This window comes from Micromonospora sp. CNZ309 (assembly GCF_002846525.1).
Genome location: NZ_PJNG01000001.1, coordinates 5,570,970 through 5,592,665, shown reverse-complemented (window position 1 = coordinate 5,592,665; position 21,696 = coordinate 5,570,970). Strand labels below are relative to the sequence as shown.

The 21,696-nt window shown below is 72.2% G+C and carries 16 protein-coding genes; 15 read left to right on the top strand and 1 reads right to left on the bottom strand.

The genetic code is table 11. The annotated features are described in order from the left end of the window. The first annotated feature begins 19 nt into the window (after nt 1–19). The 5 genes from CLT72_RS23825 to CLT72_RS23805 all read left to right on the top strand — a co-directional run bounded on the left by CLT72_RS23825 (nt 20) and on the right by CLT72_RS23805 (nt 6,987). Nucleotides 20–1,438, top strand: coding sequence for an FAD-dependent oxidoreductase (locus CLT72_RS23825; RefSeq protein ID WP_101413671.1), 1,419 nt, complete (start codon nt 20–22; stop codon nt 1,436–1,438). Then, the gene (locus tag CLT72_RS23820; protein WP_101413670.1) at nt 1,438–2,694 is read left to right on the top strand and encodes an MFS transporter; all 1,257 of its coding nucleotides are present in this window, start codon (nt 1,438–1,440) and stop codon (nt 2,692–2,694) included. The genes CLT72_RS23825 and CLT72_RS23820 overlap by 1 nt, the downstream gene beginning before the upstream one ends. A gap of 520 nt (nt 2,695–3,214) precedes the next feature. Further along, complete coding sequence (rfbA, locus tag CLT72_RS23815) at nt 3,215–4,096, top strand: glucose-1-phosphate thymidylyltransferase RfbA (RefSeq protein WP_101413669.1); 882 nt, start codon at nt 3,215–3,217, stop codon at nt 4,094–4,096. Nucleotides 4,097–4,101: 5 nt separating this feature from the next. After that, the gene (rfbB, locus tag CLT72_RS23810; RefSeq protein WP_101415352.1) at nt 4,102–5,079 is read left to right on the top strand and encodes a dTDP-glucose 4,6-dehydratase; all 978 of its coding nucleotides are present in this window, start codon (nt 4,102–4,104) and stop codon (nt 5,077–5,079) included. A gap of 873 nt (nt 5,080–5,952) precedes the next feature. Beyond that, nucleotides 5,953–6,987, top strand: coding sequence for a helix-turn-helix domain-containing protein (locus CLT72_RS23805; RefSeq protein ID WP_486484314.1), 1,035 nt, complete (start codon nt 5,953–5,955; stop codon nt 6,985–6,987). A 45-nt stretch (nt 6,988–7,032) separates the two neighbouring features. Here CLT72_RS23805 and CLT72_RS23800 read toward each other — a convergent pair whose 3' ends face one another. Next, nucleotides 7,033–8,541, bottom strand: coding sequence for an FAD-dependent monooxygenase (locus tag CLT72_RS23800; RefSeq protein WP_158242066.1), 1,509 nt, complete (start codon nt 8,539–8,541; stop codon nt 7,033–7,035). A 324-nt stretch (nt 8,542–8,865) separates the two neighbouring features. Here CLT72_RS23800 and CLT72_RS23795 point away from each other — a divergent pair, with 324 nt between their 5' ends. The 10 genes from CLT72_RS23795 to rfbH all read left to right on the top strand — a co-directional run bounded on the left by CLT72_RS23795 (nt 8,866) and on the right by rfbH (nt 21,667). Then, complete coding sequence (locus CLT72_RS23795) at nt 8,866–9,045, top strand: hypothetical protein (RefSeq protein ID WP_101413668.1); 180 nt, start codon at nt 8,866–8,868, stop codon at nt 9,043–9,045. 74 nt (nt 9,046–9,119) lie between these two features. Continuing rightward, complete coding sequence (locus CLT72_RS23790; protein WP_358167671.1) at nt 9,120–11,165, top strand: acyltransferase family protein; 2,046 nt, start codon at nt 9,120–9,122, stop codon at nt 11,163–11,165. A gap of 73 nt (nt 11,166–11,238) precedes the next feature. After that, complete coding sequence (gene tpx, locus CLT72_RS23785) at nt 11,239–11,736, top strand: thiol peroxidase (RefSeq protein WP_250101833.1); 498 nt, start codon at nt 11,239–11,241, stop codon at nt 11,734–11,736. A 337-nt stretch (nt 11,737–12,073) separates the two neighbouring features. After that, a complete protein-coding gene (locus tag CLT72_RS23780) occupies nt 12,074–12,976 on the top strand; it encodes an alpha/beta fold hydrolase (protein ID WP_101413665.1) in 903 nt (300 codons plus the stop codon). A 386-nt stretch (nt 12,977–13,362) separates the two neighbouring features. After that, a complete protein-coding gene (locus tag CLT72_RS23775; RefSeq protein WP_199184631.1) occupies nt 13,363–14,310 on the top strand; it encodes an ABC transporter permease in 948 nt (315 codons plus the stop codon). Next, complete coding sequence (locus tag CLT72_RS23770) at nt 14,307–16,220, top strand: dipeptide/oligopeptide/nickel ABC transporter permease/ATP-binding protein (protein WP_199184630.1); 1,914 nt, start codon at nt 14,307–14,309, stop codon at nt 16,218–16,220. The genes CLT72_RS23775 and CLT72_RS23770 overlap by 4 nt, the downstream gene beginning before the upstream one ends. Next, nucleotides 16,217–17,227, top strand: coding sequence for an ABC transporter ATP-binding protein (locus CLT72_RS23765; RefSeq protein WP_199184827.1), 1,011 nt, complete (start codon nt 16,217–16,219; stop codon nt 17,225–17,227). The genes CLT72_RS23770 and CLT72_RS23765 overlap by 4 nt, the downstream gene beginning before the upstream one ends. Nucleotides 17,228–17,281: 54 nt before the next feature. Next, entirely contained in the window at nt 17,282–18,856 is a 1,575-nt protein-coding gene (locus tag CLT72_RS23760; RefSeq protein ID WP_101413663.1) for an ABC transporter substrate-binding protein, read from the top strand. Nucleotides 18,857–19,017: 161 nt separating this feature from the next. Then, nucleotides 19,018–20,208, top strand: coding sequence for a nucleotide disphospho-sugar-binding domain-containing protein (locus CLT72_RS23755; RefSeq protein WP_101413662.1), 1,191 nt, complete (start codon nt 19,018–19,020; stop codon nt 20,206–20,208). Between the two features lie 154 nt (nt 20,209–20,362). Further along, nucleotides 20,363–21,667: a lipopolysaccharide biosynthesis protein RfbH gene (gene rfbH / locus CLT72_RS23750; RefSeq protein WP_101413661.1), complete on the top strand. Its 1,305-nt coding sequence runs from the start codon at nt 20,363–20,365 to the stop codon at nt 21,665–21,667. Nucleotides 21,668–21,696 lie beyond the last annotated feature (29 nt).

Here is a 21,696-nt window from a genome sequence, read left to right as displayed (position 1 = left end):
AATACAGAGGAGTTGCCTGATGAGCACGCTGACCGAACTGCCCGTCGTGGTGATCGGCGCCGGCCCGGTCGGTCTGGCCGCCGCCGCGCACCTGCACGAACGCGGCATCGCCTTCACCGTCCTCGAAGCCGGCGACACCCCGGGCGCGGCGGTGCGACAGTGGGGGCACGTGCGGGTGTTCTCCCCATGGCGGTACGACATCGACCCGGCCGCCCGCCGGCTCCTCGACGACGCGGGCTGGGTCGCCCCCGACATCGAGGCCCTGCCCACCGGCGCCGAACTCGTCACCGCCTACCTCCAGCCCCTCGCGGAGCTGCCGGCTCTCAAGCCGCACCTGCGCTACGGCACCCGCGTCGAGGCGATCAGCCGACTGGGCCTGGACCGGCTGCGCACCGCCGGCCGCGACACCACCCCGTTCCTCGTCCGCCTCGCCGGCGGCGAGGAGATCCTGGCCCGGGCGGTCGTCGACGCCTCCGGCACCTGGGGCACCCCGAACGTCCTCGGTGCCTCCGGTCTGCCCGCCCACGGCGAACGCGACGCGGCCAGGTACCTGGAGCACGCGCTGCCGGACGTCCTCGGCGCCGACCGGGACCGGTTCGCGGGCCGGCACACCCTCGTCGTCGGCGCCGGTCACTCCGCCTCGAACACCCTGCTGTCCCTCGCCGAGCTGGCCGCCGAACAGCCGGGCACCGAGGTGACCTGGGCGATCCGGTCCTCCTCGCCGGCGCGCACCTACGGCGGCGGGGACGCAGATGCCCTACCGGCGCGCGGCGCGCTCGGCTCGCGGCTGCGCACGCACGTCGACGCCGGCCGCATCCGGCTGCTCACCGGCTTCTCCGTGCACGCCCTCACCCCGGCCGACGACCGCGTCACCGTGCTCGTCCGGCACGCCGACGGCAGCGAGAAACCGGTCACCGTGGACCGCATCGTCGCGGCCACCGGCTTCCGCCCCGACCACTCCATCGCCGCCGAACTGCGGCTCGACCTCGACCCGGTCATGGGCGCCACCCGCGCCCTCGCCCCGCTGATCGACCCGAACGAGCACTCCTGCGGCACCGTCCCCCCGCACGGCGTGGACGAACTGTCCCACCCCGAGCCCGGCTACTACGCCGTCGGCATGAAGAGCTACGGCCGGGCCCCCACCTTCCTCATGGCCACCGGCTACGAGCAGGTCCGCTCCGTCGTCGCCGCCCTCGCCGGTGACTGGCGGGCAGCCCGCGACGTCCAGCTCGACCTGCCCGAGACCGGCGTGTGCAACAGCAACCCCGACGACTCGGCGACCAGCGACAGCTGCTGTGGGCCAGCCCCGGACGCCGAGCCGGCGGGACGGGGGCTGGCCACCGGCGTCTCCGGTGGGCTACTGGCTGCACCGTTGCAACTGGTCACCCTCGGCACCGCACCCGCTGGCGGTCAGGCTGGCGGCTGCTGCGGCAGTTGATGCCCACCACCACGACGGTGCCCGCCGGCCGCACGGTCGGCGGGCACCACGCCCACGGCTGGCGGATCGTCGCCGCCCTCGCCGTCACCTCGACCGTCGGCTACGGCGTCCTCTACTACGCCTACGCGGTCCTGCTGGCCCCGATGGCCGCGACCCTCGGCGTCTCCACCACCGCCGTCACCGGCGCGCTCACCGCCTCCGTCCTCGCCGGCGCCCTCACGGCCATCCCCGTCGGCCGGTGGCTCGACCACCACGGCGGACGCGGGCTCATGACCGCTGGCTCGCTCGCCGCGACCGCCCTGCTCGTGGCCTGGTCGCAGGTCCACACCATCAGCCAGCTCTACGCCGTCATGACCGGCATCGGGATCACGAGCGCGATGGTCCTCTACGAACCCGCCTTCGCCGTCATCGTCTCCTGGTTCACCCCCGACCGACGCACCACGGCGCTGCTGGCGGTCACGGTCGTGGCCGGGTTCGCCAGCACCATCTTCATGCCCCTGACCGGCCTGCTCGAGGCACATCTCGGCTGGCGCGACACGCTGCTCGTCCTCGCCGCCATCCACGGCCTGCTCACCGTGCCCCTGCACGCGTTCACCGTCCGCCGCGCGCCGACAGCGGCGACGGCACCGGCCAGCACCACGCGGACCGGGCACGCCCAGCGGCGCGCGGTCGTCACCGCCGCGATGCGCGACGCCCGGTTCTGGATGCTCGCCGGCAGCCTCGTCGCCCACGGCGCCGCCACCAGCACCATGACCGTGCACCTCATCGGCTACCTCGTCAGCCGTGGGCACCCCACCACCTTCGCCGCCACCGCCGTCGGCCTACTCGGCGTCCTGTCCGTCACCGGCAGGCTCGTCCTCACCGCCGCCCGCCGACACCTGCGGGTCACCACCATCGTCGCCGCCGTCTTCGCCATCCAGGCCGCCGCCGTCCTCGCGATGCCCCTGCTCGCCGACACCCGCACCGGCGCCATCGCGACCGTCGTCGGCTTCGGACTCGGCTTCGGCATCACCAGCCTCGCCACTCCCGCCCTGCTCGCCGACCGGTACGGCACCACCGCCTACGCCACCATCGCCGGGCGACTCGCCGCCCCCGTCACCATCGCCAAGGCCGCCGCACCCCTCGCCGCGGCCACCCTCCTGCACAGCGCGGCGGGGTACGTGCCGCTACTCACCGCCATCGCCGGATGCTGCGCCATCGCCGCCATCGGCATGCTCGCCCGCGCCGCCACCACACCGCCCGCCCCGGCCGGCTGAGACGGAAACCGCACGACACCCGCGCGCCACCTGCCAGCCCGAGCCCCAGCCGCGTTCCCGCCGCCGGCCGCCTCGCCCGGGCACGGCCGTGGACGGGTCAGCGACGCGCCGGGACGGCGGCGGATGTGTCCGTTCGGGTGAGCCGCCGTCGTGGTGCGCGCAGATCGGAACCGCGTCGGGCAACTCAGAAGGTGCGCACCTTTGTCCGAGCGGTGAGGATCAAGGTCCTGGGATCGGGGGGAGTCGCGACCGACCGCGTCCCGGGTGGCGACGACCGGCAGCATGCCGGGGATCCGCCGTCAGGACGTGCGGGTCGTAGTCCTCGCGAGGCCATGACACGACCGGGTATCCGGGGTGTCATGGTCGGCGCCACCGCGACGTGCCCGCCGGCGAAGTCCGATCCACGGGACTCACCACCCGGGGTTCGGGCCGTCGACGCCCAGCCCATCCGCTCCGCCCGAGGTCGTCCAGCCCGTTCGACCGTCACTGACATGACACAGTTGAGGAGGACAGCTCGCCCGTGAAGGGAATCGTCCTGGCCGGAGGATCCGGTACGCGGCTCTATCCGTTGACCATTCCGGTGTCCAAGCAACTGCTGCCCATCAGCGACAAGCCGATGATCTACTATCCGCTCTCGGTCCTCATGCTCGCCGGCATCAGGGAGATCCTGATCATCGGCAAGGCCGCCGACCTGCCGCAGTTCCGGACCCTGCTCGGGGACGGCTCCCACCTCGGCCTGGACCTCACCTACGTCGCGCAGCCGGAGCCGCGCGGGATCGCCGAGGCGTTCCTGCTCGGCGCCAACCACATCGGCGACGACCAGTGCGCCCTGGTCCTGGGCGACAACATCTTCCACGGCACCGCCTTCTCGAAGCTGCTCCGCGACGAGGTCCGGGACCTGCGGGGTTGCACGCTCTTCGGCTACTCCGTCAGGGACCCGGAACGCCACGGCGTGGGCGTGACCGACGAGCACGGCAGGCTGGTCGACATCGAGGAGAAGCCGTCCCGGCCACACTCCAACCGCGCGATCACCGGCCTGTACCTCTACGACAACGACGTGGTCGACATCGCCAAGAACCTGCGCCCGTCGGCCCGGGGGGAACTGGAGATCACCGACGTCAACCGGGCGTACGTCGCGGCGGGCCGGGCCAAGCTCATCGACCTCGGCCGCGGCTTCGCCTGGCTGGACGCCGGGACGCCGGAGGCGATGCTCCAGGCCAGCCAGTACGTGCGGACGCTGGAGGAGCGGCAGGGCGTACGCATCGCCTGCATCGAGGAGACGGCGCTGCGGATGGGCTACATCGACGCGCAGACGTGCTACCGACTGGGCACGGGAATGTCCGGCTCGAACTACGGTCGGTACGTGATGGACATCGCCGAGGAGTTCGGGGCGTTGGTGTGACCAGGATGCTCGTCACCGGCGGAGCCGGTTTCATCGGTACGAACTTCGTGCGCCACACCCTGGCGCACCACCCGGGCTACCGCATCCGGGTGCTCGACAAGCTGACCTACGCCGGCCACCGGTCCGTCGCCGAGGACGTGGAGTTCGTGCACGGCGACGTCTGCGACGCGGAGCTGGTCGAGCGGCTGGTGGCCGACAGCGACATCGTGGTCCACTTCGCGGCCGAGTCGCACGTCGACAACTCGCTGCGGGACGCCGACGCGTTCGTGCACAGCAACATCGTCGGGACGTACGCGCTGCTCCAGGCGGTGCGCCGGCACGACGTACGGCTGCACCACATCTCCACCGACGAGGTCTTCGGCGACCTGCCGCTGGAGGGCTCGGAGCTGTTCCACGAGGGGACGCCCTACAACCCGTCGAGCCCGTACGCGGCCACCAAGGCGGCCTCGGACATGCTGGTCCGGGCGTGGGTGCGTTCGTACGGGGTGGCCGCGACGTTGTCGAACTGCGCCAACAACTACGGCCCGTACCAGCACGTGGAGAAGTTCATCCCCCGGCAGGTCACCAACATCATCGAGGGCCGGCGGCCCCGGTTGTACGGCCAGGGGTTCAACGTCCGCGAGTGGACGCACGTCGACGACCACAACCGGGCCCTGCACCTGATCCTGGAGCGGGGCCGGATCGGCGAGACGTACCTGATCGGCTCGGGCGACACCCGCACCAACCGGGAGGTCGTCGAGCTGGTGAACCAGCTCATGGGGAGGGATCCGGGCGACTTCGAGCACGTCCGGGACCGGGCCGGGCACGACCTGCGCTACGCCAACGACAGCACGAAGCTGCGCAGCGAGCTCGGGTGGTCCCCGGAGTACGCGGACTTCCGGGCCGGCCTGGCGGCGACCATCGACTGGTACCGGTCGAACCGGGACTGGTGGCAGGAGGACAAGATCTCCACCGAGGCGGGTTACGCACTCGTGGATCAGTAGAACCGCACCACCGACCTGGCGGGCGCCGATTCCCGTGGCGCTCTTCCGCTCCGACCACCCCCCGGCGGACGCGTGAGGGCTACGGGCACACATCGGCGCCCGCCTCTTGTCGCCAACGCGACACAATTCAGTCGCCGCCGGTTCTCCGGATCGGGGTGCCGACCGCCGCCCGTCCGGAAGACGGTCCGCGCCCTTCCCGGCGCGCCGGCGCATCCCCCTTTCGCCACGCGCAGCGAAGGGCCGTAACAACAATTACAGGGCCCCGGGAATAGCCCGCCCTCCGTTCGGCCCGGAGCCGCGCGCTCCGCCCTTCGCGCCCGTTATCGGCCCCCACCTCGGGCGATCCGACGTTCCCCGCGCCGCGCGTCGCTCCCCGCCGGTCCCCCGCCAGGACGCCCCGACGCACGTGATACAAAGACAATCTCCGATGTCAGGGCACCTTTGGCGACGCCCGGCCTCCTCGCCCTGGGCGCGCGCAGAGCGGACCAACCGCACCAAGGGTGCAATTAACTCATAATCTACAGTTCTGCCATAGGCAGGCTATGACCCAAATGCCGTAAAGCCTCATTTAGCACCACCAGGCGGGCGGTAATCGCACGGAAATAGTCCGCCTGAGTCTGATATGCGGACCAGTCATTCGACTACTTTCCGCAACGTTGACCGCCACTTTCCGTTGACATAGCATCGAGTTGGCCCATTGAGGCGCGGACATTTGTTTTCGCAACTCGGCAATTGGCAACCAGTCACCCGACCGCACTCGCGCATGGCGAGGCGGGCCTTTCATGACCAAAATCCAAATCATTACCAACGACAGGGTCTCTCGCAACGGTAGCGTCAGGGACCTGTTCGCCGACATTTCCTCTCGTTGGGGGCATGATGGAAGATCACGTCAGAACAGCGATCCAGCGCGTCATCGAGAAAATGCACAACGATGTGGGTGAGCAGTTCACCGTGGACGAAATGGCACGCACGGCCGGGTTCAGCAAGTTCCATTTCTGCCGGGTCTTCCACCGGATGACCGGGGTCTCCCCCGGGCGCTTCCTCTCCGCGCTGCGCCTGCAACGGACGAAGTACCTGCTCGTCTCCACCTCGTTGAGCGTCACCGAGATCAGTCACCTGGTCGGCTACACCAGCGTCGGCACGTTCAGCACCCGCTTCAGCAGCAGCGTCGGCACCTCACCCACCAACTACCGCCGGCTCGGCGGGGTGCTGCCCCGACCCCGTACCGACCAGTGCACGCCCCCGCCCGCCGGCACGGGCCCGGCGCTCCGCGGCGAGGTGCGCACGCCACCGGGCACCAGGCCGCACTGGATCTTCCTGGGGCTCTTCCCGAGCCGGATCCAACAGGGCGAGCCGGTGCGCTCGGTCTTCCTGCCGGGTCCGGGGCCGTTCGTCCTCGACCAGGTGCCGGCCGGCGAGTGGTACCTGATGGCGCACGCGGTCGACCCGGGCGCCGGCACGCCCCCGGCCGCGGACGCGCCCCGCGACCTGCTCGTCGGCGCCCACGGGCCGGTCGTGGTCCAACGCGGCGCCCCGCCCCGGCCCGTGGACCTCGTCCTCCGGCCGAGGGAGGCCTTCGACCCGCCGGTGGTGCACGCCGTCGCCGACGCTCCCCCGGGCGAGGGGCTGCTCGACGCCCGGGCCGGCGGGCCGACCGTCGAGCCGTACGGCCCGGTGGGCGACCACGCCCGGTGCGAGGGCGCCGGACGCTCGCTGGTGGTCTCCGCGCGGCCGCGTCGCTTGACCGACGGCGTACGGCCCAGCCGGCCCACCCCGACCCGGGCCCCCGGACCGTCCCGGCCGGGACGGAACACCCGGCCGTACCTTCCGTGGCCACCGCCGCGACCCGACGGGCCGACGCAGCAGTCCACCGACGAGGTGGACGGCGGCGACCGCGGCAAACAGTGAGGCTCACGGCCCGGCCGAGGTCCCGTCGGCCGGGCCGTGCCACCCCTACGTGTCGACCCGGTCGGCCTTGACCGGGGCCGCGGCGACCCGCTCCCGGGCAGGTGCCGCAGGCGTACGCGCCGACGGGGCCGGCATGTCCCGCGACAGCCGCAGCACCCGGGCGAGCAGCCGGAGTCGCCACAGCTCCCGGGGGCGGTCGATCAGGCCGGCGAACCGCATGTACGCCCGGGTGACTTCCGGATCCTTCGTGCTGGCGTACTGCACCCGGCGCAGGTAGGCGTTGTAGATCCGGGTACGCAGGGGACGGGGCGCCACCACCCCCGGGAAGTCCAGGTCGCCCCGCGTCGAGATCTGCCAGGGGTCGATCATGAGTCGGGCCACGTCCCGCAGGAAGGGGCGCGGGTCGGCGGCGACGTCGCGGGCCAGGTGCCGCCGCAGGGCGGTGATCTGCATCGCCGCCGCCGTCATCCCCTGCCCGTAGACCGGGTTGAAGCTGCACACCGCGTCACCGAGTACGACCAGGCCGGCGGGGAACCGGGACAGCCGCTCGTAGTGCCGCCAGACGCTGGCGGGGAACGTGAACGACATCGGGGCGCTGGTCGGCTCGGCGTGCTCGACCGCCTGGTAGATGTCGGGCACCGGCAGCGACCGGACGTACTCCTGGTAGCCGTCCGGATCGGTCGGCGGGTGGTCGCCGAGGATCCCGGTCAGTGACAGCCGGACGTCCCCGGTGGCGGTCTGGCCGAAGAAGGCGCCCCGGGGGTGGGCCGGCGAGGCCACCGGGTTGATCGCCATCGGGCCGTCGAACGTCCCGGGCGCCCGACGGTAGGTGCGGGTGGTGTAGGCCAGGCCGATCGTCATCCGTTCCTCGGCCGGGCGCTCGTACCCCAGCTCGGCCAGCCACACCGGCAGGCGCGAACCCCGGCCGGTGGCGTCCACCACCAGGTCGGCCCCGACCTCGAACGCCTGCTTGCCCTCCCCCCGCTCCATGAGCCGTACGCCGGTGACCCGGCCCCGGTCGGGCGAGGAGAGCAGCCCGAGCAGTTCCGTGGACTGCCGGTAGGTGACGTTCGGCAGCTCCGCCACCCGCGTACGCAGGTAGTTCTCCAGGACCGGTCGGTTGCCGGCGATCGACAGCAGGCCGGTCTCCGTGCGGTACATCGGCCGGCCGTCGAAGTACCACCGCATCAGACCGAAGTCGCGCACCGGCAGGCCGAGTTCCCGCGCGTCCTCCAGCAGGTTCGGAAACAGCTCCGCGAGAATGCCGTACCCCCGGGCGTGCAGGCCGTGCGCGTGCACGGCGTGCGAGGCACCGCGCCGTGGGCCGACCGCGCCGAGCACCTCGTCCCGGTCCACCACCACGACCTCGCGGTACCACTCGGACAGCACGCGGGCGGCCAGGGTGCCCGCGATGCTCCCGCCGGCCACCACCGCCCGCTCGCCGATCAGCCGGGGGGCCGGTGCCGCCGGCGACCGTCCCCGGATCGCGGCCAGCAGCCGACCGACCAGCCCGCCGTCCCGGCCGCCCGTGCCTGCTCCAACTTGGTCGCCCATCGCTCCGATGCCTCCTGTGGGGTCGCCCGGGTCGCGAGGGTGGACGTGATCGCGTCCACCGTCGCGGCGCCGAGCCGCAGCAGGGCCGCCGAAGCGCCCGTGCGCACCGCCCGTGTCGTGAGGCTCGGCCGTGTGCTGCTCATGCAACCACCGGGCGTCCGGCCGGATCTTCCTCCAACGTGCGCGATCCCGGCCGCCCGCGCGACCGGCGCGCTCCAGCGCATTCTCGAAGGTGAATCCGGTGTCGGCCTCGGATCATCGTCATACCGGCGGTCGCAGTCACCGCCCCCGCCGTCCGGTGGGCTGCGAGATGAGGACGGACAGATGCCCCAGTTGACTCACAACGAGGACGGCTCCACCACTCTGAGCGTCAACTCCAAGGAGTTGAAGGCCCTGCGGGACCTCGTCATCGACCGCGTACCGGAGCTGAAGCGGGTGCGGGAGATCGCCGACAACCCGGACGTCCGGACGACCCTCCGGTTCGTGAAGTCCGTCATCAGCTGACCGCACGACACGACGTGCGGTCGGTCGCCTGTGCGCCTCGCCCGCCCAACTGGAAGGACGATGACGTGAGCGTCATGACGAGGGACGTACGCCGCAGCGGGGGTGCGGGCACCGGCGGCGACCGGTCGCCGGCGATCTTCGGCATCCGGGGCCTGGCCGCGCTGGCCCTGCTGACCGTCCACGTGGCCATGTTCTCGGGGCTGCTGGGCACCAAGGCGTTCGGTACGCCACGCCCGCCGAGCAACTGGCTGGGCGCGTTCTTCGTCAGCGGGCTGCCCTCGTTCATCGGGGTGTTCTTCGTCCTGCCCGCGCTGTTCCTGTACCTGCCCCTGGCCAAGGCGATCATCGCCGGCACCGAGCGTCCCCCGCAGGGCCGCAACGTCGTACGCCGGCTGATGCGGCTGCTGCCCGCCTACTACGCCATGTACCTGGTGGTGCTGGTCCTGCTGAACCGGAACGCGGTCGACGGCCTCTGGGACGTCCTGCGACCGATCCTGCTGCTCCAGATCTACTCGCCCACCCCGTTCGCGCCGAACTTCATCAACGGGATGGAGGTCAGCTGGACCGTGCCCAGCATGGTCCAGTGGTACCTGGCGCTGCCGCTGATCGCCGCGGCCACCCACCGGTTCGCGCGCCGGGGCGCCACGCCGGTGAGCCGGGCCCGGCGGCTGCTGCTGCCCGTGCCGGTGCTCATCGGCGTCGGGGTCGGCTGGCTGTTCCTGGTCAAGGGCAACGGCTGGGACAACCGGATGGTGTTCTGGTGGCCGCAGGGCTTCGCGCCCACCATCGGCATCGGCATCGCGCTGGCCGTCCTGCTGGCGTTGTCCAAGGTGTCGCCCGCCGACACCCCCCGGCTGCTCCGCGCGGCGGCGGCCCGGCCCCACCTGTTCTGGTTCGGCGCGCTGCTGGTCTACCTGGTCAACTGCGCCCGCCCGTTCAGCGTGATCGGCATGGACGCGATCTACTCGACCAGCGGCCTGTTCATGACGTACGTGATGGTCGCGCTCTTCGGGCTGCTGGCATCGCTGCCGCTGATCTCGCCGGGCGCGGCGCCCTACCGGCCGGTCCACGCGGTGCTGACCGCCCGGCCGATCGTCCACCTCGGCCGGGTCTCCTACGGCGTGTACCTGTGGCACTTCGCCGTGATGCACTTCTACCTGCAACCCGGCAACATCCTGTCCGGCGAGGTGCGCCCCATCCGGGAGCTGTACGGTCAGGCCGGGTTCTGGGAACTGGAACTGGTCACCCTCGGCGGCGCGGTGCTCCTCGCCTCGCTCAGCTACTACCTGCTCGAACAGCCGCTGGCCGCGCGGGTCGACCGGTTCCTGGGGCGGGGGACGGCACGCCCGCGCGCGCTGCCCCGGGCCCCGCTGGTCGCGACGCCCGCCGCCGTGGTGCTCAGCGGGGACGAGGCCGCCACGACCGTGGCCACGGTGGTGGCCGACCGGGACGCGATCCAGGCCAACCTCGTCGATCTCGAGCGCGGCTTCGAGCGGCAGCCGCTCGTCGGGACGGAGCTGACCGGTGGGAGCCGGCAGAGCAGGGACCGGGCGCGGGCCGATCTGGCCCGGCTGTGGGAGATCTTCAACGCCTACTCGACGGTCGTCGACGAGGTGGCCCGCCCGCTGGCCGCCGACCGTGGGCCGACCGCCGCCGACCTGGACCGGATCAGCGCGCTGCTGAGTCAGGCGTCGATCCTGGTCGAGGGCCCGCCGCCGCCGCTGGCCCAGCGTCACATCACCGAGGACGGTCGGGTCCGGTTGACGGTCGCGGCGGCGGTCGAGCAGATGAACGAGCTGTTCCACCGCACCGCCGTGCTGGTCGCCGCGGCCCAGGCGGTCCGGACGACCGTCGTGCCCCGGCTGGAGCAGCTCGACGCCGACCTGGTCCCGGCGGGGCGTCTCGTCGCGGACCACGGCGACGAGTCGCTCGCCGCCGCCCTCGCCGGGGTGCGGGACGACCTCCGGCGGCTGCACGACACGTTCCGCACCGACCCGCTGGCCCGCTGGCAGGACGGCGAGGTCACCACCGCCGACCTCGACGAGCTGCGGGACCGGATCGCGGCGGTGGTGGACCGCGCCCGCGCGCGGACCCCCGAGGCGCAGGACGCCTCCAGCTGACCGTCAGCCGACCGGCTGGCCGTCCCCGACCCGGACAGGAGACCCCATGACCGTAGCCGTGCACCGTAGCGGCGTGACCACCTTTCGCGGCCGACCCATCACCCTGCTCGGCCCGGAACTGCACGTCGGCGACACCGCACCGGACTTCACCGTGCTCGCCAACGACTTCACCCCGGTCACCCTCGCCTCGTCGGCCGGGACGACGCGGATCTTCTCGGTGGTGCCGTCACTCGACACCGACGTGTGCGACCAGCAGACCCGCCGGTTCAACAAGGAGGCCGCCCGGCTGGACGGGGTCACCGTACTGACCGTCTCGGCGGATCTGCCCTTCGCGCAGAAGCGCTGGTGCGGCGCCGCCGGCCTCAGCGGCGTCGAGACGCTCTCCGACCACCGTGACCTCTCCTTCGGCACGGCCTACGGGGTGGCGGTGGCCGAACTCCGGCTGCTCGCCCGCGCCGTCTTCGTGGTCGATGCCGCGGACCGGCTGGCGTACGTCGAGTACGTGCCGGAGATCGGCCAGCATCCCCGCTACGACGACGCCCTCGCGGCGGCGGCGCGGGCCGGCGGCTGACCCGACCCGTCGTCCACCGCGTCGTCGGCGACAGCCCGTACGACACGAGGTGCCCTCCGATTCGGTGACCGGATCCACGTCCGGCCCACCGGGATCGGGGGGCACCGTCCGTGTGTGCGGCGAATCGTCGACGGGTCGGCCCGCCCGTACCCGATAATCCTGGGCAAGCGGACCGGCCCGGCGGGGACGCCGGGGCGCAGGTGGTCCTCCGCACCCCCGGCCTGGCTGGCCCCGACGATCTCCGGCCGGATGTCGTGACCGGCAGCTCGGCTTCGACATCATCGGGGGACGTCGCACAGCGGTTACCCCCCAGCGGTCCAGGGCAAGAGGAGACGACATGACAACGCCACGGGCGACGTCCCAGCGGGTAGCCGCGGCTGAGGAGCGGTTCATCCCGGCCAACGACGTCGAGCTCTGCGTCGAGACCTTCGGCGACCCGGGCGCGTCGCCGGTCCTGCTGATCAGCGGTACGGCGTGCTCGATGGACTGGTGGGAGGACGACCTCTGCCGGCGACTGGCGGCCGGCGACCGGTTCGTGATCCGCTACGACCACCGGGACACCGGCCGGTCCACCGGCTTTCCGTCGGGCGAACCGCCGTACCGGTTCGACGATCTCGTCACGGACGCGGCGGTGCTGCTCGAGCAGCTCGGGGTGGGCCCGGCGCACGTCTGCGGCGTCTCCATGGGCGGCGCCGTCGCACAGCGTCTCGCCATCGAGCACCCCCACCTGGTGTCCTCGCTGACCCTGCTCTCCACCAGTCCGGCGCTCCGGGTCAACAAGCGTCCCCACCCCGACCTGCCGCCGATCTCGCCGGCGCTGCTCGCCAGCTTCGCCGAGGAGCGGCCGACACCCGACTGGACCGACCGCGCGGCCGTGATCGACCACGTCGTCGCCGGTCAGCGCCCGCTGGCCGGGGCGCTCGCCATCGAGGAGAAGCGGCTGCGCCGCATCGCCGGGCGGATGTTCGACCGCAGTGGCGACATCGCCGCCAGCCTCGCCAACCACTGGATGATCGACGGCGGGTCGGACTACCGCTCCTCGCTGTCCCGGATCGCCGTGCCCGCCCTGGTGATCCACGGCACCGAGGATCCGCTGTTCCCGTTCGGGCACGGCGAGGCCCTGGCCGACGAGATCCCCGACGCCCGGTTGCTGCCGCTGGCCGGGGTCGGGCACCAGATGCCCCCGGCGGCCACCTGGGAGACGGTGGTGCCCGCCATCCTGGCGCACACCGCGGGCTGATCGGCCCCGGCACTTCCGTACTCGTGGATGTCCGACCGCCGGAGGTACCACCCCGGCGGGGCCGGACCGGGAACCTCTGCCACCCGTTGGGACAGTCCCTTCAGGACGGACGTACCCACGTGGGATTTCTACCGGCCAGGTTTCCACCGTTGAGCAATCGCGCGTAAGACAGCACGCCCCCGTTCTGGGAGAGTCGACACGGCTTCGCGGCGGTGATCCACCGCAGACCCGAGGCCGACCGACCTGGGAGCGTGACGCCATCACCGACGCCCGACCCGACGCGCGGAGCACCTACCTCCCTGACCCGCAGGGCCGCGCCGTCGGGGTGACGGCGCGGACGCCGTCGGTCCCGCCCCGTCCCGGAACGTACATGTAGAGGCTCGGTGGTGGCCGTGCTCCGTCTCGTCGCCCTGCGTCTCGCGTGGGCCCTGCCGATGTTGTTCGTCGTCTCCTTCTTCTGCTTCCTGCTGGTGTCGCTCGTGCCCGGCGACCCGGCCCGCTCGGTGCTCGGCCCGCTCGCCCCGCAGCAGCAGGTCGACGCGCTGCACCAGCAGATGGGGCTCGACCGGCCGCTGCTGCACCAGTACGTGAGCTGGTTGGGCCGGTCCGTCCAGGGCGACCTCGGCGTCTCCGTGATCACCGGGGCCGAGGTGGGGCCCATGCTCAACGCGCGGCTGGCGCCGACGCTCTCCCTGATCGTCCTCGCCACCCTCACCGCCATGCTGCTGGGCGTGGGCCTCGGCGTGTTCAGCGGGGTCCACGGCGGCCCGCTCGGCCGGATGGTCGACGTGCTCTCCGTGGTCGGCCTCGCGGTACCGGGGTTCTGGCTGGCCCTGATGCTGGTCTCCTGGTTCGCCGTCCGGTGGCCGCTCTTCCCGGTGACCGGGTACGTCCCGCTCACCCAGTCCCCGGGCGACTGGCTGGGGTCCCTGGTGCTGCCGGTGGCGGCCACCTCGCTGGCCGCCGTCACGGCGGTGGCCAAACAGACCCGCGACTCCATGCTGGACACCCTCGACCGCGACTTCGTCCGGGTCATGCAGGCCAACGGGTTGTCCCGCCGGTCGATCGTCTACCGGCACGCCCTGCGGACCGCCGCGGTGCCGGTGGTGTCCCTGCTCGGGGTCATCTCCGCCAGCCTGCTCGGCACGACCGTGCTGATCGAGAACATCTTCGGCCTGCCCGGGCTGGGCTCTGGCGCCGCCCTGGCCGCCGCCCAGCACGACATCCCCGTGTTGCAGGGCGCGGTGGTCTACTTCACCCTCATCGTGATCGTCATCGGTCTGCTGGTGGACCTCTGCCAGGCCTGGCTCGACCCCCGGGTGCGGCACCGGTGAGCGGGCCGGAGAGCTTCGCGCTGCGGCTGCTGCGCCGGCCGCTGGCCGTGGCCGCCCTGCTCTGGCTGGTCGTCGTGGCGGTGTGCGCCCTCTTCCCCGACCTGGTCACCGACCGGGACCCGCTGGAACAGGACCTGATCGCCGCGTTGCAGGGGCCCTCGGCGGAGCACCCCCTCGGCACCGACCGCCTCGGTCAGGACCTGCTCAGCCGCCTCGTGCACGGGGCCGGGACGACGCTGTGGGGCGTCCTCGTCGCGGTGCTGACCAGCACGGTGCTCGGTGTGCTGCTGGGTCTGCCCGCCGGCTACCTGGGCGGGATGGTCGACGCGGCGATCCTGCGGGTCTCCGACCTGCTCTTCGCCGTCCCCGCGATCATCATCCTGCTGGTGGTGGTGGCGGTGTTCCCGGAGAACGTCACCATCGCGATGGTCACCTTCGGTGTGCTGCTGGCCGCCGGCCTGATCCGGGTGGTACGCACGGCGACCCGGTCCACCCGGGAGGAGCTGTTCATCGCGGCGGCCCGGGTCTCCGGGCTGTCCTCCGGGCAGATCCTGCGCCGGCACGTGCTCCCCCGGCTGCGTGGCCTCGTCATCGTCCAGGCCTCCCTGATCGCGGCGGTCTCCCTGGTCATCCAGGCGGGGCTGGCCTTCCTGGGCTTCGGGCCGCAGCCGCCGCAGCCGAGTTGGGGCGGCATGGTCGACGAGGCGCGCGACGTGATCGTGCAGCACCCCTGGGCCCTGGTCCCGCCCGGTCTCGCCGTCGCCATCACCGTCCTGGCCTTCACCCTGCTCGGTGACGCCGTACGGGACACCGCCACACAGTCCTGGTCCTCGTCGAAGCTGGTCCGGTCCACGCCGCGGCGTGGATCGGACCCGGCGCCGAACGGGGCGGCCACCCTGGTGCCCGAGGGCGTCCTGCTGTCGGTCCAGCACCTGTCGGTGGAGATCCCGGTGCGCTCCGGACCGTCCGGCGCGCCCGCGGCACCGGTCGTCGGCGACGTGTCGTTCGACGTCGCCGACGGCGAGATCGTCGGCCTGGTCGGCGAGTCCGGCTGCGGCAAGACGGTGACCGCGCTCAGCATCCTCGGCCTGGTGCCCGGCGGTGGGCGGGTCACCGGCGGCGCCTTCCTGTTCTCGGACCACGACCTGGCGCGGGCCTCGGAGAGCGAGTGGCGGCAGGTGCGCGGACGCGGGATCGGGTACGTCGCGCAGGACTCCATGGTCAGCCTGGACCCGGCCGTCCGGGCCGGTGCGCAACTCGCCGAGGCGGTCCGGCGGCACACCGGGGTCCGCCGGGCGGAGGCCGCCGACCGCGTCCTGGAACTGCTACGCGACGTGGGGGTGCCCGACCCCGCCCGGGTCGCCCGGCTCTATCCGCACCAGTTGTCCGGCGGACTCGCGCAACGGGTGGCCATCGCCTTCGCGCTGGCCGGCTCCCCGAGGCTGCTGATCGCCGACGAGCCGACGACGGCGTTGGACGTCACGGTCCAGGCGGAGATCCTGGCCCTGCTGCGCAGGCTGAGCCGGGAGCGCCGGATGGCCGTGCTACTGGTCACGCACGACCTGGGGGTGGTGGCCGAACTGTGCGACCGGGCGGTGGTCATGTACGCCGGGCAGGTGGTCGAGGTGTGCCCGGTGTCGCGGATGTTCAGCCGCCCGCACCACCCGTACACGATGGGTCTGCTGGCCGCGGATCCGCACCGGGCCGCACCCGACGGGCGCCTGCCGACCATCGCGGGAACGGTGCCGGCGCCGTCCGACTGGCCGACCGGATGCCGGTTCGCCGACCGGTGCCGCCTCGTGGAGGAGCGGTGCCGCCGCGAGCCGGTCGGACTGAGCAGACCCGAACCGGGACACGTCGCGCGCTGTCTGCGTGCCGACGACGATCTCCAGCGAGAGGTTGCAGTGTGACGCGACACCCTCTGCTCGACGTCCGGGACCTGACCGTGGAGTACGGCCGGGGAAGGACCGCCTTCCGCGCGGTCGACGGGGTGAGCCTCTCCGTCGCGGAGGGCGAGACCGTCGGCCTGGTCGGCGAGTCCGGCTCCGGCAAGTCGACCATCGGTCGGGCCGTCGTGGGGCTGTCCGCCGCCACCGCCGGCTCCGTCACCTTCGACGGCGAGGACATCACCCGGGCCACCCGCCGACGGCGGCGGCAGCTCAGCGCGGCGTTGCAGATGATGTTCCAGGACCCGTACAGCTCGCTGAACCCGGCCCGGACGGTGGGCGACAGCCTGGTCGAGCCGCTCCTGGCCCGGCGCGACGTGGAGCCGCGCCGACGCCGGGAACTGATCGAGGCCGCGCTGCGCCGGGTGGGCCTGCCGGCCGACACGGCCCAGCGCTACCCCGCGCACTTCTCCGGCGGGCAGCGGCAGCGCATCGTGCTGGCCCGGGCGCTGGTCGGTACGCCCCGGCTGGTGATCTGCGACGAGCCGGTCAGCGCCCTGGACGTGTCGGTGCAGGCACAGGTCATCAACCTCCTCGCCGACCTCCAGGCCGAACTCGGGCTGAGCTACCTGTTCATCGCGCACGACCTGGCCGTGGTCCGCCACCTGTCGCACCGCGTCGTGGTGCTCTACCGGGGCCAGGTGATGGAGTCGGGCCCCGCCGAGACCGTCTACTCCCGACCCGCGCACCCGTACACCCGGGCCCTGATCGCGGCGGCGCCCGTGCCCGACCCGGCACGGGCGCGGACGGGAGCCGACTCGCCCGTCCTGCCGGACCGGCCCGCCGAGCGGTCGGCACCGGCCGGCGGGTCGGGTTGCCGGTTCGCGACGCGCTGCCCGTACGTCGTCGACGAGTGCACCCGCCGGCGACCTCCGCTCACCCAGGCCTGGAGTGGTTCCCAGGTCGCCTGCCTGCGGCAACGGGAGATCGCGGACCTCGCCCGGCCCAAGGTCGCATCCATGGCCCACTGACCACCACTCGCCGAACCCCCTCCGACACCGGCAGTACGCCGGGAAAGGACGACCATGTCTCGTCATGTCCTACGAGCGGGCACGCGCCGGGTACGTCTCCTGGCCGCCGCCTCGCTCCTGGCCGCCGCGGCGCTGACCGGATGCTCCGGCGCCGCCACCGACGGCGCGTCGAACGCCGACGCCCAGACGCTGACCCTGGCGATCTCGGCGCCACCCAACCTGGACCCGTACAAGGCCAACATCGACCTCAACAACATCCCGACCGTCGCGTTGGCCTACGCGCCCCTGATCCGGATGAACGCCGACCGCACCTTCACCGGTGAGCTCGCCGAGTCGTTCGGGTACGTCGACCAGCAGAACAAGACCTTCCAGATGAAGCTCCGCCCCGGGCTGACCTTCGCCGACGGCACGCCGTTGGACGCCAAGGCGGTGGTGGCCTCCCTGGAGTACATGCGCAAGGTCAGCCCGAAGGCGAAGACCTGGGCGGGCACGATCACCAGCATCACCGCCCCGGACGCCAGCACCGTGGTGGTGACCAACAAGGCGCCCAACCCCTCCATGCGCCAGATCTTCAGCCAGGCGGTGCTGTCCGGCTCGATCATCTCGCCGGCCGGGCTGGCCGATCCCGACCAGCTGGCCCAGCGGACCTTCGGCGCCGGCCCGTACGTGCTCGACGCGGCCGAGACCGTGCCGAACGACCACTACACGTACGTGGCGAACCCCCGCTACTGGAACAAGGCGGACCAACACTGGAAGAAGGTGGTGGTGCGGATCATCCCCGACTCGAACTCCACCGTGCAGGCGATCCAGTCGGGTCAGGTGGACTACGCCGCGCTGAACGCCGACGCCGGCCCGGCGGTCAAGGCCGCCGGTCTGCGGCACGTGACCGCCAGCGTCGCCCTCGTCGGTGTGGTCCTCGCCGACCGCAACGGCACCGTGGCGCCGGCGCTGAAGGACGTCCGCGTCCGCCAGGCGCTCAACCACGCCATCGACCGGGCCACCATCACCAAGACCATCTTCGGTGACTTCGCGCACCCGACCAGCCAGACTGCGGCACCCGGCTTCGACGGCTACCAGCCGGCGCTGGACGACCGCTACCCGTACGACCCGGCGAAGGCGAAGCAGTTGCTGACCGAGGCCGGCTACCCGAACGGGTTCACGCTGAAGGTCGAGGCGCACACCCCCGGCATCGGCGTGGTCACCCAGGCGGTGATCGGGCAGTGGAAGAAGATCGGCGTGAACGTGGAGCTGACCACGGACACCCAGGTGCAGCAGTGGCTGGAGAACGTGCTGTCGCGCAAGTTCCCGGTGGTCGGCTTCGGCTACGGCAACCTGCCCACCTACCTGTCGTCGCTGGACTTCATGCGTCCGGTGCCCAACCCGTTCAACCCGTTCGCGACCGCCGACGCCGAGCTGGCCCGGCTGCTCGACCAGGCCATCGCCGAGCCCGACCAGGGGAAGCAGTCCGCGCTGTTCAAGCAGGCGGTCGCCCGGACGACCGAGCTGGCCTGGTTCGCTCCGGTGGTGCGGATGGACGGGATCGGTGTGATGGGTCCGCGTACGGCCGGGGTGCAGACCACCGCGGACAACGGTCTGCCGAGCGTGGTGACGCTCCGGCCGGCCTCCTGAGCCGCTGACGAGCGGATGTGCGACATCTCTGCCAGATAGGGCAATCGGGGAGATGTCGCGCATCCGCTCCTCTGTCACGATCAAGCCGCAACATCAGCAGCCGGTAGGGACCGCCGCCGGGCGGACGGCACCGGCCCACCTTCCTCGACCGTGGAGCTCAGATGCGCGTGCTGTTCACCACCGCACCGATGCACGGTCACCTCTTCCCGCTCGTGCCGTTGGCCTGGGCCTGCCGGGCGGCGGGGCACGAGGTGCTGGTCGCCACCACGGAGCACTTCGTACCGAGCGTCGTGCAGGCCGGCCTGCCGGCGGCGCCCGTCGGGCCGGGAATGGCGCTGAGCGAGTTGGCCGCCCCGGCCGCGGCACACGGCATCGACAACGCCCCGTACGCCCACGGCGAGGTGTTCGGGGCGATGGCGTCGCGGAACCTGGCCGACACCCGCGCCCTGGTCGCGTCCTGGCGCCCCGACCTGGTGGTCAACGAACGCTCCGAACTCGCCGGTCCGGTCGCCGCAGCCGCAGCCGGCACACCCCACGCCGAGCTCCGGTGGGGGGTGGCGGAGCTGACGGAGTACCGGGCGGCGGGCGAGGACGTCCTCCGCCACCAACTGCGGGCACTCGGCCTGCCCGGGCTCCCGACACCCGGGCTGAGGCTAAGCCCGTGGCCGCCGAGCCTCCGGTTGCCGCACGCCCGCGCCGACCTCAGTATCCGGCACGTGCCCTACAACGGGGCCGCCGTGGTGCCGGCCTGGGCGTCCGCGCCCGGCACCCGGCCACGGATCTGCCTCACCCTCGGGACGGTGCTCCCACAGCTCTCGGCCGACGGCACGGCCGGGTTCCTGCGCCGGCTGGTGGACAGCCTGGGCGGGCTCGGCTGTGAGCTGGTGATCGCGGTCGACGACGCGGTGGCCGAGGAGTTGGGCACGCTGCCGGAGGCGGTGCTGCACGCCGGGCGGGTGCCGCTGGCCGAGGTGCTGCCGGGCTGCCAGCTCCTGATCCACCACGGCGGCCAGGGGTCGGCGCTGACCGGCCTGGCCGCCGGGTGCCCACAGGTCGCCCTGCCCCGGTTCGACGACGCGCTCGAGAACGCCCAGGCGGTGGTCGACGCCGGGGTCGGCCTGTCGCTGCGGCTGGAGCAGGCCAGCCCGGAGGGGGTGACGGAGCAAGCCGGGCGCGTCCTCGCGGACCCCCGGTTCCGCGCGGCCGCCGAGACGGTGGCCCGGGAGATCGCCGCTCAGCCGACCCCCACCGAGGTCGTCGGCGTACTCGAACGGCTGGTTGCGGGCGGAGCCGGACCCGGGCGGTCGGCCGAACCGGCCGTCGGCACCGCCACCTTCACCGGACGCCGCTGAGGCCGGTCACGCCACCGGGCCCGGCCGGCCGACGGCGGGTCCGTGAACGTCGGCGCGGGCGCTGCCGTTCCCCACCACCTCCGGCCCCAGCGCCGGCCCGAGAACCACCGCGTCCGTCGCACCGTTTTGTCGTGACCAGGAGAGGAAACACACCATGAGCGACCGCAAGGCCCTGCTGCTGGACGAGGTACGCAAGTACCACCAGGACGTGCAACCCGACCGGGCGTTCGAGCCGGGCGTCACCGAGATCTGGCCCTCCGGCGCCATGCTCGACGCCGACGACCGGGTGGCTTTGGTCGAGGCGGCGCTGGACATGCGCATCGCGGCCGGAAGCTACGCCCGTACGTTCGAGTCACGGTTCGCCCGCAAGCTGGGCCGGCGCAAGGCGCACCTGGTCAACTCCGGCTCGTCCGCCAACCTGCTCGCGGTCACCGCGCTGACCTCCGAGGTGCTCGGGGAGCGGCGGCTGCGTCCCGGCGACGAGGTGATCACCGTGGCCGCCGGCTTCCCGACCACCGTCAACCCGATCATCCAGAACGGCCTCCTACCGGTCTTCGTGGACGTCGAGCTGGGCACGTACAACACCACGGCGGAACGGGTGGCCGCCGCGATCGGGCCGAAGACCCGGGCGATCGTCCTGGCGCACACGCTGGGCAACCCGTACGAGGCGACCGAGATCGCCGAGCTGGCCCGGGAACACGGCCTGTTCTTCGTCGAGGACAACTGCGACGCGGTGGGCTCCACCTACGACGGCCGGCTCACCGGCACCTTCGGTGACCTCACCACGGTCAGCTTCTACCCCGCGCACCACCTGACGATGGGCGAGGGCGGGTGCGTCCTGACGTCGAACCTGGCGCTCGCCCGGGTCGTGGAGTCGCTGCGCGACTGGGGCCGGGACTGCTGGTGCGCGCCCGGGGACTCGAACACCTGCCTGAAGCGCTTCAAGCACCAGCTCGGCAAGCTGCCGGCCGGGTACGACCACAAGTACATCTACTCGCACGTCGGCTACAACCTGAAGGCCACCGACCTTCAGGCCGCGCTCGGCCTCACCCAGTTGGCGAAGCTGGACGAATTCACCGCGCTGCGGCGCCGCAACTGGCGTCGGCTGCGGGAGCAGTTGGACGGCGTACCGCACCTGCTGCTGCCGGAGGCCACGCCGCGCAGCGAGCCGAGCTGGTTCGGCTTCGTGATCACGGTGGCCCCGGACGCGCCCTTCACCCGCTCGCAACTGGTGGCCTTCCTCGAGGATCGCAAGATCGGCACGCGTCAGTTGTTCGCCGGTAATCTGACCCGGCAACCGGGATATCTGAATCAGCCGTACCGGGTGGTGGGTGACCTGACCAACAGCGACATCATCACCGAGCAGACCCTCTGGGTAGGCGTCTATCCGGCGTTGACCGAAGAGATGGTCGACTACGTCGCAGCCACGGTCACCGAATTCGCCACCGGTCGCGCATGACGTCCACGCCGGGCTGGTGTCGAGGCGTT

Coding starts and splice junctions, on each gene's coding strand:
- CLT72_RS23825 (WP_101413671.1), top strand. CDS start 20: ATGAGCACGCTGACCGAACTGCCCGTCGTGGTGATCGGCGCCGGCCCG.
- CLT72_RS23820 (WP_101413670.1), top strand. CDS start 1,438: ATGCCCACCACCACGACGGTGCCCGCCGGCCGCACGGTCGGCGGGCAC.
- rfbB (WP_101415352.1), top strand. CDS start 4,102: ATGCTCGTCACCGGCGGAGCCGGTTTCATCGGTACGAACTTCGTGCGC.
- CLT72_RS23805 (WP_486484314.1), top strand. CDS start 5,953: ATGATGGAAGATCACGTCAGAACAGCGATCCAGCGCGTCATCGAGAAA.
- CLT72_RS23800 (WP_158242066.1), bottom strand. CDS start 8,541: ATGGGCGACCAAGTTGGAGCAGGCACGGGCGGCCGGGACGGCGGGCTG.
- CLT72_RS23795 (WP_101413668.1), top strand. CDS start 8,866: ATGCCCCAGTTGACTCACAACGAGGACGGCTCCACCACTCTGAGCGTC.
- CLT72_RS23790 (WP_358167671.1), top strand. CDS start 9,120: ATGACGAGGGACGTACGCCGCAGCGGGGGTGCGGGCACCGGCGGCGAC.
- CLT72_RS23780 (WP_101413665.1), top strand. CDS start 12,074: ATGACAACGCCACGGGCGACGTCCCAGCGGGTAGCCGCGGCTGAGGAG.
- CLT72_RS23760 (WP_101413663.1), top strand. CDS start 17,282: ATGTCTCGTCATGTCCTACGAGCGGGCACGCGCCGGGTACGTCTCCTG.
- CLT72_RS23755 (WP_101413662.1), top strand. CDS start 19,018: ATGCGCGTGCTGTTCACCACCGCACCGATGCACGGTCACCTCTTCCCG.
- rfbH (WP_101413661.1), top strand. CDS start 20,363: ATGAGCGACCGCAAGGCCCTGCTGCTGGACGAGGTACGCAAGTACCAC.